Raw genomic sequence first — 16,259 nt, 5'->3', positions numbered from 1 at the left:
TAACCTTTAGACTTGCCAAGTTCTATAAGCGCTCGCAACGAACAACCTTCGCTAATTTCAAAATTGGCCGCTTGTACGAAAATGACATCATTACCGATGCGCGGATTGAACTCAATAACAACAACTCTTGACCTATAATCAGTAAGAAGATTCCAAACATGGTAATCATTGCCATCAATATCTATGCTGATTATATCAAAATCCCTTGGAATATCTGTTGTTTTAAACAAATTATTGAGAGAAGTTGCGCCATGGAAACTTATGGATAAATTGAATAAATTAATTCGAGGCATGTTTTTATAACAAATGGATAACATTTTAAATTTATCAGGATCACGCTCAATCAAAACTCCTCGCCAACCCTCAAGAAGAAAGGAGTGGACATTCCATGCCTGTTCACCGGCACCAAATTCGACGCACCAGGGATTATCAGAGACTCCAATTATATCAAATATTCTTTTCAGAATAATCTCTTCTCCATATTGCGAGGTTATCCTGAAGAGATCATTTGCAAGAAACCTGCTTTCTGATTTTGTATTATCTTCTCTCACCTGCTGTAAAATATAAGGCGCTCTGGCAACCGTATCCACAAGATTTAATGCTATCTCTTCGGATACACCAATTGACTGAAGATATTGAATAACCTGTTCCTGTTGGGCGAAATTTTGTATTTTTTGTACAACTATTTTATATATTGAAACCAGTTTTTGTTGATGTGTAACATGAGTTGAGCGACCTCTTTATCGATGCCATGTCGTGTCATCTCATCAACAATATCACTTGGTTCTATCTTTGCTGATAGTCTTCTTCTAATTACCTCGTCAACAATTTCACGTTGCGCACCAGTATCCATTTTATTTTCAACCACCCTTTTCTAAGCAGAATTATAACGAAGAAAATTTGCCAATACGGACAGCTTTGCGTTCGCGCAGAACCTTTGCGATCTCCTCTTCGGAAATCGTGTTGCGATCATGAATAATGCTATCCTTGATGGCATCTTCAGTGGCACGAACAATCTCCACATAACTCAAGCCATCGGCAACTTCGGCAAGAAACTCCCAGCGGATTGTATCCAGTTTGAAAGTAATAAGGCGTGATTGCAAGGTTAAAATAATCTGCTCCTGGTTGGGCAGACCATATTCGATCACATCATCAAAACGGCGGAAGAGTGCATAATCCAGGATTTCTGCATGATTGCTGGCAGCAATGATGACACTCTGCGACTGATCCTGTTCGAGCATCTGCAAAAAGCTGTTGAGCACGCGGCGAATTTCACCCACATCATTGCTCAACCCCCGTTGTGAACCAATGGCATCACATTCATCAAAAAAATAGATCCCGCGTGTCGCTGTTATCGCATCAAAAATCTGGCGCAGTTTGGCTGCCGTCTCACCCATATATTTGGTGAGCACCGCATCCAGCCTGACCTGAAACAGGGGAAGCCCCAACTCGCCAGCCAAAACAGAGGCGGTCATGGTTTTTCCTGTACCGGGAGGGCCAACCAAAAGAATCTTGCGCCGGGGGGCCAGACCATATTCCTGAATTTTGGCCAGATTGCGCTGCTCTCTGATTACCCGGTTGAGACGTTCTACAACTGTCTCCTCCAGGATCATATGGTTGAGTCTGAATTTTGGATAAGAGACCTCAAGCAGACCAGCCAACTCACCACGCGGTTGGCTGATGGGAATGGGTTTGTTGGAAAAAGAAGAGCCAGAACTGCGCCGTGCTTTGGCCACATCGATCAGTTGGCGCAACTCATCGGCCAGTTTGCCATGGCCAAGCCTGGCCTCATGGGCAGCAACCTGCATGGCCACGGAGAAAAAATGGCTCTCATCGTCATCAATGTACGATTTGAGCAACGCCTTGATCTGTTCCGCGCTTGCCATTTCATGCCCCACTCGAAGCAGGTTAAGTTACTATAACATAACAATTTTTTGCGAAACTGTCAAGAATAATCATCCTCTGCACCTGCCAATCACTGCGGTACATTTGCGTACCACAATAAACAATACCATGCCGCCTATCGGACCTCCTACCGATACTGAAAAAAATGTTGTGTTGCCTGAGCAAAGGAGAGGATCTTCTGTGGAATCTCCGCTATCACCCTCTGCACCCGCTCCAACAACCCAGGACGGCTCAACACCGCCCGCTCAATCTCCTCCGGGGTATCGGCCATCGCCACCCCATCAATCCCCAACTCACTGAACTCAAAATCACGCCGACTCCACGGCCCAAAATGTTTGATCACGGGCACCGCCCCACACAACGCTGCCTCTACTGTCAAACTGGTCAAAGCATCATAGGTGTATAAAAAGCGACTCTTGCGCAACTGGTCCCCCAACTCCTGCCGCGTCGCCGGCCAGGTGATGGTGATTGGAACACACCCCTCCGGCGGCTTCTCCTGTACCCCATACAAACTTCCCTTGCCGATCCAACACATATCCTGAACCCGCTCCTGCTCCAGATCCCGATCATGAAAAATCGCCAAATCCAAACTCACCGGCATGTACAACACAAAATGACTCATGGTAAACATCTTGGAAAACGACACAATATAATCATCCGTCCCCATGCGAGTGGTCTGCGCCGCCGACTCCCGATTCAACATATAGCGTACCACACGCTCTGCATGTACCGGATTGCCCGAAATAATCTCAGGATAGATCACAATCACCCGATCCTTGATCCGCTGCCATAACGGATTCTCCTCCAACGGCACCGTAATCACCGGTGTATTCCAATGCGGATGCAAGGGACGCATCCCCGCCGGCAAACGCGGCTGCATCCAGACAAACAAATAGGCTTCATAACCCAATTGATTCAATTCATGACACAAATAGTGCAACGCCACAATCCCGGCACTGCTGTGCCGATACCACGGGGTCACAATCAAATAGGGTCGCGATTTGCGCAACAACCCTGCCGGTACAGGCAAACGCTTGGCACTCTCCCGACGCCGCTCCTCCTCCCGCAACGCCTCCTCCTGGGCCTTGCTTCGATTGTCCAGCAACAACTGCAACTCCGCCTGCGCCCCGGCATGCCCTGGCCTGCACTGCAACGCCTGCCGATAACAGCTCTCCGCCTCCTCCTCCCGCTTCAACTCCCGCAACAAACTGCCTAAATGAAAATGGGTCTCCGCATGGTCGGCACGAACCGTCAATGCCTGACGATAGCTGGCCTCCGCCTGCTCGGCATTGCCCAAACGCAAATGACAAACTGCCGCCAGATTATATAAATCGGCATCCGGCGGCATCGCCGTAATCGTCTGATTCACCAATGCCAAAGCCTGGGCCACGCTCCCTTCCGCGTGCAGCTCCACAACCCGCTGCACAATCGCTTGCAAACCCTGGCGATCCATCACCTTCTTGCTGCTCTCACGCAACGGAGAGTGTGTTGTTTTTGCCATCCCTCAACTCCCCTGCGGCCACAAAAATTGCTCCAAATAGCCAATAATCTTCTCATCACTATAATGCTCACGGGCAAAGGCATTGCCCGCCCGCCGAATCTCCTCCGCCTCTTCAGGACGCTTGATGATAAATTGCGCTATCCCCGCCAATTCAGCGACCGAATTAAACTCCAAATAGTGCTCGCCAGGTATAAAATAACGACTCATATCGGTCGCATACTCCTGAATCAATAAAGCTCCACTCATCGGCACCTCAAAACTGCGATGGGTGACAATACCATGGTTCAGCGTGCGTGGTTCCGGGCCACGGCTAAAATGCAAACAACAGGTCGCCTCCTGCAACCGGCGCATATGCTGACCATAGGTGGCTAACGACTCCGATCCCTCCGGCACCCACAACTCCAAAGGTGCCAGATTTTTATCGGGAATAAAAAAATGATCCTTGCGCTCTACCGGCAAACCATAACGCTCACACGCCAATAAATAAAATTTGCGTGTCAAACGCTTCTCGACCTCCGAGCCAATATACAACATCGGCAAGCGTAACGGCCGATCCGGTGCCGCATCAAAACCGGCATGTGGAACATGCAGATTCAAAATCCGCTCGGCAAACAAAGGATCATTTTTAACCGTCGGCAATGAAGGGGAGTCCGATGCCCAAATGGCATCAAACAAAGCAATAAACTGCCGGGCAAAATTGTTGATCTGCGGATCGGGCGCCCCTTCCAGAGTATCCTTGCGCAAGCCCCAAATGTCACAAGTGGTCACCACCAGTTTGATATGCGGCAGCTCACGGCGCAACACCAGCAACATCTCATAAATCGGCTTCATGTGGCGCACACCCACCACCTGATCAAAATGCAGCAACAACAACTCCGTCTGCTGCTGCCGACACTGCTGCAACACCTCGCGAATATCCTCCTCGGTCATCTGCCAACTGATGGTGCCATGGTAAAGCACATCCCAACCATAACGCTCCATCCCCACCTTGATCCGTCGTGGAATATAAAAATCGCGGATAAAAATCATCACCCGGCGCCGCTGCTTTGGCAGCGAGGGATCCGGCAGCGGATAACGCAATAAATCAGCACGCGCTCGGCCGGCCTTTTGCAAATTTTTCAAAGTATAGCGCGGAATGGGGGCCTGCATATCAAACAGCTTCCGATACAACGGATGCGCCGCCCGGCACATCGCCAAGATCCGCCACCACTCCTCATCATTTAACGGACGACTCTCCAACGATTGCGCTTTGTTGCGCAAATGAATCTCCACCATGCGCGCCATCGAGCTGTTCAAATGCTCTACCGGCGGAATCGACTCTCCCGTTTTATCCACCAAATGCTGCTCCACCAACAACTCCTGCAACGGAGAGACCACCTGCTGATGCACCAGATCCTGCTGCGTCACATCCAAGCCATCCATCTGCTCCTGCAGTTGCGCCATTCCCAGCGCCTCTTCCTCTTCCCGCCTGTATACCAGACCACCAAAGGCCAGTGCCAAAGAGATCGTCCAATGCTTAAAACCATTTTTTGTCAAGAGCATGGCTACTACCAACCCAGAGCGCAAACGACCCCGGTTTAACAATGCCTGCAAAACCAACAACACCTCCGGCAGATGAAAAGGCCGCGAGGTCACCGCTGTCATCACCCCAGGCAGGTTGCCAGCCGCATCCAATTGTAAAATTTCTTCTAATAATGTCGGGTTCGTCTCAGCCATCGTCCTGTTATCCGCTCAAATGATATACCGCTATCCTCTCCCAAAAGGGGAATAACCCCTCCTGGATCTCCCTGTATGGGATCATCCTCCCTTGCCCTGCTCTTCCCTGCGTAACACCTTCTCCGCCTCCAGTACAATCCCCTGCAACGAACTTAATTGCGGCTGATAACCCAACTGAGCCGCCCGCCGCTGCAACGAATAATAGTGCGGCTTGCTTCCTGTGGCGTTGACCGCCGCCCCTGCTGCCATCTCTACCTGCAAGGCAAACTTTTCCTGCAACGCTGCCAAAAGAGCAGGCTTATCCACTGGCGCCAGGGTGTAACAATCCACAGCCAGATTGCTCGGTGGCGCCTGCAACACCGCACAAACCAGCCGATAAAAATCGGCAGGATGCAAAAAATCACGCACTATATAATCTGGCGATACCCGCACCACCTCACGGCGCAAAATGGCCCGCAACAGATCGGTAATCAAAAAGCGCGCCGCCAGATCCTGTGTATGACTAAAATAGTTGAAAACCCGCAAATCGACAATCGGCCACTCTGCACAGGCGCGATGTCGGCATTCGGCATGCAGCTTGGCAATGCCATAATAATCTTGCGGCGTCAGGGCATTCACCGGCAACTGCGCCACGCTTTGTTCATTCACCGGCTCCATAAAACGGGAACCATAGACTGCGCCACTGCTTAAAAACAGATAGCGACAGTGCGGATAGCGCCGCAGATAGTCTAAAACCAGCGTATCATAATGCCAGGTGACCTCCAAAACCGACCCCCCCATGCGCAGCGCCTTTGCCGGATCCCCCACGCCGACAAAGTTGATCACCGCCTGGTATTCCGCCTCGCCAAAATGGCCATAGTCGGCCACTGCATAGCGATTCTGCAACCCCACTGTCGCCAACCAGCTCTGCAGCGCCTGTGGCTCCCGGACAAAAAGAGAGAGAGGCTGCGTACTCTGTTCGGCAAAGGAGAGGATCAGATCCCGAGCAATCTGGCTGCTGGCACCCACAAGGGCTATTGCCATCCTAGACTCCCTCCTCTGTACTGGCGCCATCGGCACGCAAACCACCATAGGCATTCAAAGTGCTCTGACTGCCCACCACCCCGCAGACCCGTGCCGACAAGGAGCGCCCCCGATGGCGCAACATCAGCTCTGGCTGCTCGGCCAGCGCCTCACGCATCCAGGAGGCAAAGCCCCCATCCGCCAAATGATCCTCCACCGTCACCACCTGGGCAAAACGGGCCACCTGCTCTGCCTGCTGCTGCTTATGCTCCATCCCCCACAAAGGCAAACTGTACAGATCATAATCGGCAAAAGCGGGCTGCTCCAGCCATTGCCGGGCCAAGGGCAATGTGGCTCCGGTACTCAACAACACCTTGTTCCCACCGCGCTGCAACACCGGCAACCACTCCCCAGGTCGCACCTCAGGCACCTCAGCATGCAGAGAGGGTTCGCCGACCTTGCCAATCCGCAGATAGGCCGGCTGCGGATGGGCAATCAGATAACGCAAACAGGCCCGCACCTCCAACGGATCCCCTGGAGCTGCCAACAACATATTGGGCAGCAGACGCAGCAGACCATAATCCTGCACCGCATGATGCGAATAGCCCAAATTGCCATAGGCCAAACCCGCCCCAACCGCTACCACCGTCACCGGCAAACGGTGATAGGCCACATCATTGCGAATCTGTTCGGCACAGCGAAAGGTAGGAAAATTGGCAATCGAATAGACAAATACCCGGTATCCTTCCGAGGCCATCCCTGCTGCCATCCCCATCATGTTTTGTTCGGCAACACCCGCATTGATAAAACGTTCAGGAAAACGTTCGGCAAAGGGCTCCACCACCGAATAGCCCAAATCTCCCACCATCAGGGCGATCCGTTCCTCTTCAGAGGCCAAAGAGAGCAACTCTTCTATAAATGCCCGCCGCATCGCATCCTTCCTTCAGGAAATAGTCTCTCATCGCCCATCCCGGCAAGAGCAATGGACAATATGAATGGGTTCCAGGAGTAGAGATCGGCCCTGGTGAGATAGAGACAACAAGCTGGAAGAGTTTCTCCCCAACCCCTAGCCCATCAAGCGTGGATCCGCTTTTCCTGAAGCACCTTGTTTTGCTTTCGGCTAACCCGCCTCCCGCGCCTGCGCCAACTCCTCTAACGCCTGCGCCAACTGCTCCTCACTGGGATTGCGATAGTGCCACACCACCTGATTTTCCATAAAACTGACACCCTTGCCCTTTACCGTATGGGCAAGCAAGACCGATGGTTTGCCCACCTGCCAGGGAAAACCTTTGCAGGCGCTCCGCACCGCCTCATGATCATGCCCATCCACCTCGGTCACCGCCCAACCAAAGGCCCGCAACTTTTCTGCCAAGGGTTCTAACGCCAGCGTCTCCGCCACTGTGGTCAAACTCTGCAATTTGTTATAATCAATCAATAACAGCAGGTTATCCAGACGATGGTGCGCCGCAAACAAGAGCGCCTCCCAATTGCTGCCCTCATCCATCTCCCCATCACTGACCAGCACACAAACCCGCCAGCCCTTGCCACCCCGCTTGCCCGCCAACGCCTTGCCCACCGCAAAGGGCAGGCCATGCCCCAACGATCCAGTGGAAAACTCCACCCCGGATACCTTATGGCTGATATGGTTCATCAAATCGGAAAAATCCCGCCCATACTCCTCCAACTCCGGCAACGGAAAAAAGCCTTGTGCTGCCAAAGCGGCATAGAGCGCCACACAGGCATGCCCCTTGCTCAAAATAAAACGATCCCGTTCCGACCATTGCGGATTGCCCGGATCCACCGACAACACATCCGCATACAAGACCGCCACCAGATCGATAATGGATAAAGCACTGCCGATATGCGATGCCTTGGCCCGCGTCACCATCTGCAACGCCAAAACACGCATGGTATTGGCCAATAGTCGGCTGTTCATCACCCTGCTCCGTATTGTTTAAGACGCCGCCGCACAATAGGCCGACAACCTCTCGACCATGAACGATAAATGGGCCTCCGTCAATCCCGGATAGAGTCCCAACCATAACGCCTGTTTCATCACCCGCTCGGTATGCTCCAGCTCACCTATCACCCGATAGTTTTGCCCTGCCATACAGGGCTGACGCAAAATATTGCCCGCAAACAACAGTCTGGTCCCGATCTTCTGCCGCTCCAACTCCTTGAGCAGCGGCACACGATCCCAGTCATCGCGCAAGGTCAACAACAGACCAAACCAGGCGGGATCCGACTCTGCAGTCGCCTCCTGCACCCGCATCTGTGCTGCAAAGGGTAACAAACGCTCGCGCAAATAGCGATAATTGGCTTTGCGTGCGGCGATAAACTCCGGTAAACGCTGCAATTGCGCCAAGCCGCATGCTGCCTGCATATCGGTAATTTTCAGGTTATATCCCATATGGCTGTAGACATATTTATGATCATAACCTGCCGGCAACTCTCCCCACTGCTTCTGAAAACGTTTGTTGCAGGTGTTGTCCCGTCCTGGTGGACAATAACAATCGCGTCCCCAATCGCGCATCGAGGTGGCAATCACCCGCAATTCGGGATTGTTGGTAAAAACCGCTCCCCCCTCACCCATGGTGATATGGTGCGCCGGATAAAAACTCAAGGTCGCTATATCACCAAAACTGCCCACCGGGCGCCCCCGAAAGCTGCTGCCCAAGGCATCACAACAATCCTCTACCAACCATAAACCATGGCGACGACAAAAGGCCACCACCTCATCCAAGGCAAAGGGATTTCCCAAAGTATGCGCCAACATTACCGCCTTGCTGCGCGGGCTCAAGGCCGCCTCCAGTTGTCCCACATCCACATTGCAGGTCAACGGATCAATATCCACAAATACCGGAACCGCTCCATATTGCACAATCGGACTCACTGTGGTCGGAAAACAGGCTGCGACCGTAATCACCTCATCCCCGGCCCGAATCGCCCGCTTGCCCAACCGTGGCGAGGTTAAACTGGCAAAGGCCAGCAAATTGGCCGAGGAGCCGGAATTGACCGTCAGAAGATATTTGACCCCTAAAAAACGGGCCAACTGCTCTTCAAATTGCTCATTAAAACGGCCTGTGGTCAACCAGCCATCCAAGGAAGCCGCCACCATCCCCTGCAACTCTGCCGCTCCCAGCACCTTGCCCGAAACCGGAACCATGCTTGCCCCAGGCACAAAGGGTTGTGGCGCATATACCAGTGCCGCATACCCCTCCACCAATGCGGCAATCTCCCGACGCAACGACTCCGCTGTCCGCTCCCCCGACTCCCCCATCCCACTCATCACCCTACCTGCTCCCCATCGTTCTCATAAGCGGCAATCTGCTCCACACACAAAGGAGCCACCGCAACACCCGCCAGCCAACTGTGCTGCCACTGAATGCAGCGCTGCAAAGCGGTCGCCAATGGCCAACGCGGCTGCCAGCCTAAGCGCATCCGCGCCTTGCTGCTGTCCAAACGCAACAGATGCGCCTCATGCGGATGCACCCCCTCGGCCAGACGCCACTCTGCCCCCTCTCCCCACATATGACACATCTGCTCAACAATCCACTGCACCGGGCGTACATCTGCATCATGCGGACCAAAATTCCACCCTTCGGCAAACGACTCCCCTTCGCTAAACAATCTCTGTGCCAACAACAAATAGCCCGACAACGGCTCCAACACATGTTGCCACGGGCGCAAAGCGTGCGGATGGCGAATCAAGATCGGCACACCCTGCGCCAGACCACGCAGAATATCCGGCAGCAAACGATCAACCGCCCAATCCCCGCCACCAATCACATTGCCCGCGCGCACCGAGGCCAAAGCCACTCCTGCCTGCTGCAAAAAAGAGCGGCGATAGGCACTGCTGACCAGCTCGGCGCACCCCTTGCTGCTGCTATAGGGATCATGGCCCCCCATCGCCTCCTCTTCGCGGTATCCCCACCACCACTCGCGATTTTCATAACATTTATCGCTGGTGACATTGATCACCACCCGTACCGAGGCCACCTGGCGCACCGCCTCCAACAGATGCACGGTGCCCAGCACATTGGTGGCATAGGTACCGACCGGATCCACATAGGAGTGGCGCACCAACGCCTGGGCTGCCATATGGATCACAATCTCTGGCTGCCACTCGCGCATAACCCGCAAAACTACTTCCGCATCGCGTATATCCCCCTCATGGCTGACCATCCTCTCGGCCAGACGCGCCTCCACAAACAGACTGGGTGTGGTCGGCGGTGGCAAAGCCAGACCACACAGCTCTGCCCCCATCTCTGTCAACCAGATGCTCAACCAACTGCCTTTGAAACCGCTATGCCCGGTCAATAAAACACGTTTGCCACGCCAAAACTGCCGATCGACCATACCCCTTACCCCAGCTCTGTTTGCCTGCCTGCGACTATTCTGCTCTCCCTACTCCCAGCGTTTCCAGGGAGCCTGCCCGGTTGTCCACAACTCCTCCAAATAGTGCTTATCGCGCAAGGTATCCATCGGATACCAAAATCCAGCATGTTCATAGGCCATCAACTGCTCGGCAGCCACTATGCGCTGCAAGGGCCCCTGCTCCCAAATGGTGCCATCATCCTGCAAAAATTGAAAAACCTTGGGAGAGAGCACATAAAATCCACCATTGACCACCGAACCATCATAGCGGGGCTTCTCTTGAAAGGAGAGTACGCGCCCCCCCTGCAGCTCCAAAAGACCAAAGCGACTGGAAGGGCGTACCGCCGTCAAGGTCGCCCAACGACCATGCTGGCGATGGAAGGCAATGCTTGCCGCAATATCCAAATCGCTCACCCCATCGCCATAGGTAAAGCAAAAAGCCTCTTCCTCACGCAAATAGGGAGCCACCCGCAACAGGCGCCCGCCGGTCATCGAATGCTCCCCGGTATCCACCAGAGTGACCCGCCACGGCTCAGCACGCTGCTGCATCACCTCCATACGGTTATCGCGCATATCATAGGTGACATCGGACATATGCAGAAAATAGTTGGAAAAATACTCCTTGATATAATATCCCTTATAGCCGCAACAAATGATAAAATCATTCACTCCATAGTGGGCATACATCTTGAGGATATGCCACAAAATAGGGCGTCCTCCAATCTCCACCATCGGTTTGGGACGCACCGATGTCTCTTCGCTCAATCGTGTACCCAAGCCGCCCGCCAAGATGACTGCCTTCATTGCCCACTCCTCACCACCCCAAAAATCGCCTCGGACCGCTTTACAAAACCGGCAACCATGCTTGATCACGATATAAAACAGTTAAAACCACTCCAGCCTGTTCCCGACACCACTGTTGCGCCTCTGCAGCAAAGAGATCCACGACCGCAGGATCCTGCTTAAACAGCCCACGCAAATCCGGAACCGCCGCATAGACCACCGCCAACAACTGGCGTACACAGCCCAGATCTCCCACCGCCACCGCCTTCTGCAACGGTCCACTCAGCGCGGGCACCAGCACACGCAAATAAAAACGACGCTGTTCACTGGCCATCATCCCAGCCATCAGCTCTGGCAGGCCACTCACCGCCTCGCTCCAGATGGTCGTATGGTTCCAGACCGCCCCCCCCAAAGCCAAGGCCAACAACACCGAGGGATGACGATGCCCACGTTTTTTCAACAGCAAAGCCAGCACAAAGGCCGCACGATCCCGGCCATGCGCCAACAAGGGTGCCACCGCCGCCACCATCTCCAGAGGATTAAAATCGGCACTCTGAATATATTGACTGACAGCGGTAAGATTGCCTGCTGTATCCAGGCGAAACATCGCCTCCAGAAAACTGTCACTCTTTCCAGCAGAGGCTTTCATCTCTGCCAGCAAGCCGGTAAATTGCTGCAGATCACCGATCCCTTCGCTCTGCGGGGGCGCACAATATTGACCATAAATCCGCGCCAACTCCGCCAGGATGCGCTCCTTGTAGGGATGCAACAACGGATAGTGGCTGATTGCCGCCGCACAAAAATAGAGCAACGCTTTGCGGGTTAAACCCGGATGCAAACCATAATCCAAATAGACCGGGGCATTGACCTCGCTGACCAGACGAAACGCTTCGGTACATAATTGCCAATAGAGAGTGCAAAACAGATTGACCTCAAAAGGGTGCCCCAAAAGATGCACCGCCTCTGCCAAACCATCGCGCAAAGAGAGTATCAGATCCAAACGGCTGCCCAACGAATAGACCGAATGATAGCGGGAAGAGTGTCCGGCATTGCTGCCACTCTGCTGCTCTTCGCCCACGGTGGCCACCACCTTCTGACTGACCCATATATCGCACTGACTGCCTACCAACAGCTCCAAATAGAGATGTGGATAGACCCGATGGGCAGCAATTTCTGCCTGCAGGCGCTGCAGCAACCCTTTCTGCTCCAACAGTTGCCGATGGTAAAAGGTGCCGGTGATATAGGTATTGGCAATCCCATACTGGGTCAGCGCCTCCCTGCCGGCCCGATAATAGCCCTCCGGGCGGGTATGATAGGGCAAGGCGCCACGCACCACCCCCAAATTGCTGCGCATCTGCATCTCCGGCAAGAGTTTGCAGATGGTTGCCACCTGCGGCCAATCCTCATCACTGGCCACCATGATCCAGTCGCCACGCGCCAGTTGCAAACAAGCGAGAAAATTGCCATGAAACTCACGATTGGCCACATGGCGCACATAACGCAAGCGCGGAGCCTGTGCTGCCAAAGCCGCAATCTGCTCATAAAACTCTTGCTCTTCATGGGAACCATTGTCCAGCAGCAACAGCTCCCACTGCTCCTCCATCTCCGGCAACAGCCGCTCGACCAGCGCCAATGCCTTGCGACCCCGATTATAACTGGGAATGCAAAGAGAAAAGAGTCGTCGCTCTTCCGGCATAGTCTCCATGCCTCAACCTCCCGTCGGCCCAAAAAGATCCCGGCAGCGCTCTGCGCCAAACCTCTTTGCCTCAATGCAAGATCTGCACTCATCGCGCATGCTTCTGTACCCTCTCAGGCCGCCCGTTCAAAGGTGATACGGGGATCGACCAGCATATAGGTCAGATCGGTCAACAATTTGGTCAACAATCCCAACAAGGTAAAAAAATAGAGCGTGGCCATCACCACCGGATAATCGCGATTGATCACCGATTCATAGCCCAACAATCCCAGACCATCCAGACTAAAGATGGTCTCCAACAGCAGCGAACCGCTGAAAAAGGCCGCCACAAAGGAGCCGGGAAATCCGGTCACCAGCGGAATCATGGCATTGCGAAAGACATGCCGGTACAAAACTGCCCGCTCCGATAACCCCTTGGCACGGGCAGTCAGCACATATTGCCGGGAGATCTCTTCCAGAAAGCTGTTTTTGGTCAACATGGTCATCACCGCAAAGGAGCCAACCACCGAAGCAAACACCGGCAAGGTGATATGCCACAGATAGTCGAGCACCCGCAGCGGCCAGGAGAGCTCAGACCAATTGTCCGAAACCAGACCGCGCAACGGAAACAGATCCCAAAAGCTCCCACCACCAAACAAGACAATCAACAACACCCCTAAAACAAAACCCGGAATCGAGTAGCCTATCAAAATGATAGTCGAGGTCAGGGCATCAAAACGGCTGCCATGGCGCACCGCCTTGCGAATCCCCAAGGGAATACTGATCAGATAGGTCAAAAAAAAGCTCCACATCCCCAGGGAGATCGAAACCGGCAATTTTTCGACCACCAGATCAACCACCCGTTTGTGATGATAATAGGATTCGCCAAAATCAAAGCACAAATAGTTCCAAACCATGTGCACAAAGCGCTCCCAGGCCGGACGGTCAAAGCCATAGAGTTGGCGCAACGCCTCCACCTGCTCACTGGCCACCCCACGGTTGCCACGATAGAGGCCACCACTGCTGCCCCCCGCTGCCACCTCCATGCCACCACCACCTGCGGCTCCTCCACCCGAACGATGCTCCAACAAGGCAATCATCCGCTCCACCGGCCCTCCCGGCACAAACTGGATCACCAAAAATGTGACCCCCAGGATGCCCAGCAGGGTGGGAATCATCAACAACAGACGGCGCACAATATAGGCACTCACGGTGCAACCTTTTTCAACGACGGTTGCGCTGCCCGCGTGCCATCTCCTATCCACCAGGTGAACAACCAGCTCTCTGGTTGATAATAGAGCGGCAACTGCTCGGGACGCTGCAAATGGTGCCAATAGGCCACCCGGTAATAGTTCAAATACCAGTTGGGCACCAGATAGTGACCCGCCAACAACACCCGATCCAAAGCCCGACAGGCTGTGACCAGCGCTTGCCGGCTCTCCGCATAGATGATCTTCTCCACCAAAGCATCGATAGCGGGATTTTTCAAACCAATCAGGTTACGACTGCCCTGAATATCGGCACTGGCGGAGTGCCACATATCGCGTTGCTCGTTGCCCGGCGATTGCGACTGGGCAAAGGTGTGCACCACCATATCAAAATCAAAGCTATCCAAACGACGCTGATACAAGGAGAGATCCACCGTGCGATAGCTCAATTCGACACCCAATTTTTTCAAATTGGCCGCATAGGGGGCCATCACCCGTTCAAAGGCAGGAGAGGCCAATAATATCTCCACCTTGAAGGGTTGTCCCCCTTTGGCCAGCAAACCATCGCTGGCCAATTGCCAACCCGCCTCCTTCAACAGCTCGGCGGCCCGGCGCAGATTGGCGCGCACCGAGCCGGGAGCGGCAGTGCTCGGTGGCGCCTGCACCTCAGCAAACACCTCTGGATCCAGTTGGGCCCGCAACGGCTCCAGCAGGGCCAACTCTGCTGGCGAGGGCAGACCACGCGCCGCCATCTCCGAATTGGAAAAATAGCTGTCGGAACGACGATACTGATTGTGAAAGAGATTTTCGTTGCTCCACTCAAAATCAAGGGCCAGGGTCAACGCCTGACGCACCCGCTTATCCTGAAACAGCGGGCGCCGCATGTTGAACAACCATCCCTGCATCCCAGCCCCCTGCTTGTGCGGCAGCTCCTCTTTGCGAATCCGTCCCTGCTCAAACTTTTCCCCTACATAATCGCGTGCCCACTGCTTGGAGTTGTTTTCAAAGATAAAATCAAACTCTCCGGCCTTGAACCCCTCCAGAGCCACCACCGGATCCTTGAAATATTTTACCACCACCCGTTCATAATTATATTGGCCACGCCGCACCGGCAGATCTTTGCCCCAATAGTCAGGATTGCGCCGATAGGTGATGGTTTTGCCAGGATCAAACGACTCCACCACATAGGGCCCAGAGCCTACCGGAACCGTTAAATCGCCCTTTTCAAAGGGGTGTTTGCTGTAGAAAGCCCGATTCAATACCGGCATCTCCCCGGTGATCATCGGCAATTCACGATTTTTCTGCTTGAATTCAAAACGCACCTTGTGCTTGTCCAGCACCACCACTTTCTGCACATCCTGCCAATAGCTTTGATAGAGAGGGTGCGCCTTGTCCGAATTGAGCACAGTAAACGAATAGGCCACATCCTCCGCTGTAACCGGCGTGCCATCAGAAAAACGGGCATGCGCATGCAGCTCAAAGAGCACCGACAAACCATCCCCTGCCACCTGAATATCTTTGGCCAACAAACCATATTGGGCAAAAGGTTCATCCAGAGAGTGTACCGTCAGGGTCTCAAACAGCAGCCCCGCCAACAGATCGGGATGGGTTCCCTTCAGGGTATAGGGATTCATCTTATCGAAGGTACCCAGAGCATGTAAGGTCAAGGTTCCACCAGGAACCGCCTTTTCGGAAGTATAGGCAAAACGTTGAAAATCAGCGGCATATTTAAGCTGTCCATCCAGGCTGATGCCGTGTGCTGCTTGCAGCGGCGACGCCATCCCCAAGCCAACCAGGAGAGACAACAGCGCCACAAGATATTGCGTCAAACCGACCATAGCGCCACCACGCCCACAAAATCCTTGTTTCTCTCTGCACCCACAGCGCTCACTCATTGTGCATTCTCTCTCTTGTCCATGCGATTATTCTCTATTTTCCCTTGTTGTACAGAATATTCCCCAACCCAGCATATGCCAGCGGCCCGGCAATCACCAGCCCCTCTTTTGCACAGGGCAAGCGCATTTGCCAATTTTCTCATTGTTGCCACATGCGAAACTGTGCATGTCGGGTTTGCACAGGGCAAGCGCATTTG

13 protein-coding genes and 1 pseudogene are annotated in these 16,259 nt (G+C 53.6%); all 14 read right to left on the bottom strand.

Annotated elements, in window-relative coordinates; all coding sequences use genetic code 11:
* Nucleotides 1-590: pseudogene (locus EJP87_RS06630) on the bottom strand (hypothetical protein); the annotation flags it as partial.
* 92 nt (nt 591-682) lie between these two features.
* On the bottom strand, nt 683-868 hold the full coding sequence (locus EJP87_RS17485) for a hypothetical protein (protein WP_153188661.1): 186 nt from the start codon (nt 866-868) through the stop codon (nt 683-685).
* 16 nt (nt 869-884) lie between these two features.
* A complete protein-coding gene (locus tag EJP87_RS06625) occupies nt 885-1,886 on the bottom strand; it encodes an AAA family ATPase (protein ID WP_130471074.1) in 1,002 nt (333 codons plus the stop codon).
* Nucleotides 1,887-2,032: 146 nt separating this feature from the next.
* Nucleotides 2,033-3,406: a tetratricopeptide repeat protein gene (locus EJP87_RS06620; protein ID WP_130471073.1), complete on the bottom strand. Its 1,374-nt coding sequence runs from the start codon at nt 3,404-3,406 to the stop codon at nt 2,033-2,035.
* 3 nt (nt 3,407-3,409) lie between these two features.
* Nucleotides 3,410-5,122 (bottom strand): glycosyltransferase family protein, encoded by a 1,713-nt coding sequence (locus EJP87_RS06615; RefSeq protein WP_130471072.1) that lies wholly within the window; start codon nt 5,120-5,122, stop codon nt 3,410-3,412.
* 81 nt (nt 5,123-5,203) lie between these two features.
* Nucleotides 5,204-6,145: an NAD-dependent epimerase/dehydratase family protein gene (locus EJP87_RS06610; RefSeq protein WP_130471071.1), complete on the bottom strand. Its 942-nt coding sequence runs from the start codon at nt 6,143-6,145 to the stop codon at nt 5,204-5,206.
* A gap of 1 nt (nt 6,146) precedes the next feature.
* Nucleotides 6,147-7,055, bottom strand: a complete 909-nt coding sequence (locus tag EJP87_RS06605) for a transketolase family protein (RefSeq protein WP_130471070.1) — start codon at nt 7,053-7,055, stop codon at nt 6,147-6,149.
* A 189-nt stretch (nt 7,056-7,244) separates the two neighbouring features.
* Nucleotides 7,245-8,060: a transketolase gene (locus tag EJP87_RS06600; protein ID WP_130471069.1), complete on the bottom strand. Its 816-nt coding sequence runs from the start codon at nt 8,058-8,060 to the stop codon at nt 7,245-7,247.
* A gap of 18 nt (nt 8,061-8,078) precedes the next feature.
* A complete protein-coding gene (rfbH, locus tag EJP87_RS06595) occupies nt 8,079-9,413 on the bottom strand; it encodes a lipopolysaccharide biosynthesis protein RfbH (RefSeq protein WP_227657493.1) in 1,335 nt (444 codons plus the stop codon).
* On the bottom strand, nt 9,413-10,483 hold the full coding sequence (gene rfbG / locus EJP87_RS06590; protein WP_130471068.1) for a CDP-glucose 4,6-dehydratase: 1,071 nt from the start codon (nt 10,481-10,483) through the stop codon (nt 9,413-9,415). Before rfbG ends, rfbH begins: the two co-directional genes overlap by 1 nt.
* 48 nt (nt 10,484-10,531) lie before the next feature.
* A complete protein-coding gene (gene rfbF / locus EJP87_RS06585) occupies nt 10,532-11,305 on the bottom strand; it encodes a glucose-1-phosphate cytidylyltransferase (protein WP_130471067.1) in 774 nt (257 codons plus the stop codon).
* A gap of 40 nt (nt 11,306-11,345) precedes the next feature.
* Entirely contained in the window at nt 11,346-12,989 is a 1,644-nt protein-coding gene (locus EJP87_RS06580; RefSeq protein WP_130471066.1) for a glycosyltransferase family 2 protein, read from the bottom strand.
* Nucleotides 12,990-13,093: 104 nt separating this feature from the next.
* Entirely contained in the window at nt 13,094-14,170 is a 1,077-nt protein-coding gene (locus EJP87_RS06575) for a microcin C ABC transporter permease YejB (RefSeq protein ID WP_130471065.1), read from the bottom strand.
* The gene (locus tag EJP87_RS06570; protein ID WP_130471064.1) at nt 14,167-16,005 is read right to left on the bottom strand and encodes an extracellular solute-binding protein; all 1,839 of its coding nucleotides are present in this window, start codon (nt 16,003-16,005) and stop codon (nt 14,167-14,169) included. Before EJP87_RS06570 ends, EJP87_RS06575 begins: the two co-directional genes overlap by 4 nt.
* Between the last annotated feature and the right edge of the window lie 254 nt (nt 16,006-16,259).

It is taken from the genome of Candidatus Magnetaquicoccus inordinatus, from assembly GCF_004217665.1.
GTDB lineage: Bacteria > Pseudomonadota > Magnetococcia > Magnetococcales > Magnetaquicoccaceae > Magnetaquicoccus > Magnetaquicoccus inordinatus.
The sequence above is the reverse complement of the archived record's forward strand: the minus strand, read 5'-3'. Positions and strand labels throughout refer to the sequence as shown.

Bases quoted from the DNA above. Each gene is read 5' to 3' on its own strand.
- EJP87_RS06625 (WP_130471074.1), bottom strand. From the start codon at position 1,886: ATGGCAAGCGCGGAACAGATCAAGGCGTTGCTCAAATCGTACATTGAT.
- EJP87_RS06620 (WP_130471073.1), bottom strand. From the start codon at position 3,406: ATGGCAAAAACAACACACTCTCCGTTGCGTGAGAGCAGCAAGAAGGTG.
- EJP87_RS06615 (WP_130471072.1), bottom strand. From the start codon at position 5,122: ATGGCTGAGACGAACCCGACATTATTAGAAGAAATTTTACAATTGGAT.
- EJP87_RS06610 (WP_130471071.1), bottom strand. From the start codon at position 6,145: ATGGCAATAGCCCTTGTGGGTGCCAGCAGCCAGATTGCTCGGGATCTG.
- EJP87_RS06605 (WP_130471070.1), bottom strand. From the start codon at position 7,055: ATGCGGCGGGCATTTATAGAAGAGTTGCTCTCTTTGGCCTCTGAAGAG.
- EJP87_RS06600 (WP_130471069.1), bottom strand. From the start codon at position 8,060: ATGAACAGCCGACTATTGGCCAATACCATGCGTGTTTTGGCGTTGCAG.
- rfbH (WP_227657493.1), bottom strand. From the start codon at position 9,413: ATGAGTGGGATGGGGGAGTCGGGGGAGCGGACAGCGGAGTCGTTGCGT.
- rfbG (WP_130471068.1), bottom strand. From the start codon at position 10,483: ATGGTCGATCGGCAGTTTTGGCGTGGCAAACGTGTTTTATTGACCGGG.
- rfbF (WP_130471067.1), bottom strand. From the start codon at position 11,305: ATGAAGGCAGTCATCTTGGCGGGCGGCTTGGGTACACGATTGAGCGAA.
- EJP87_RS06580 (WP_130471066.1), bottom strand. From the start codon at position 12,989: ATGGAGACTATGCCGGAAGAGCGACGACTCTTTTCTCTTTGCATTCCC.
- EJP87_RS06570 (WP_130471064.1), bottom strand. From the start codon at position 16,005: ATGGTCGGTTTGACGCAATATCTTGTGGCGCTGTTGTCTCTCCTGGTT.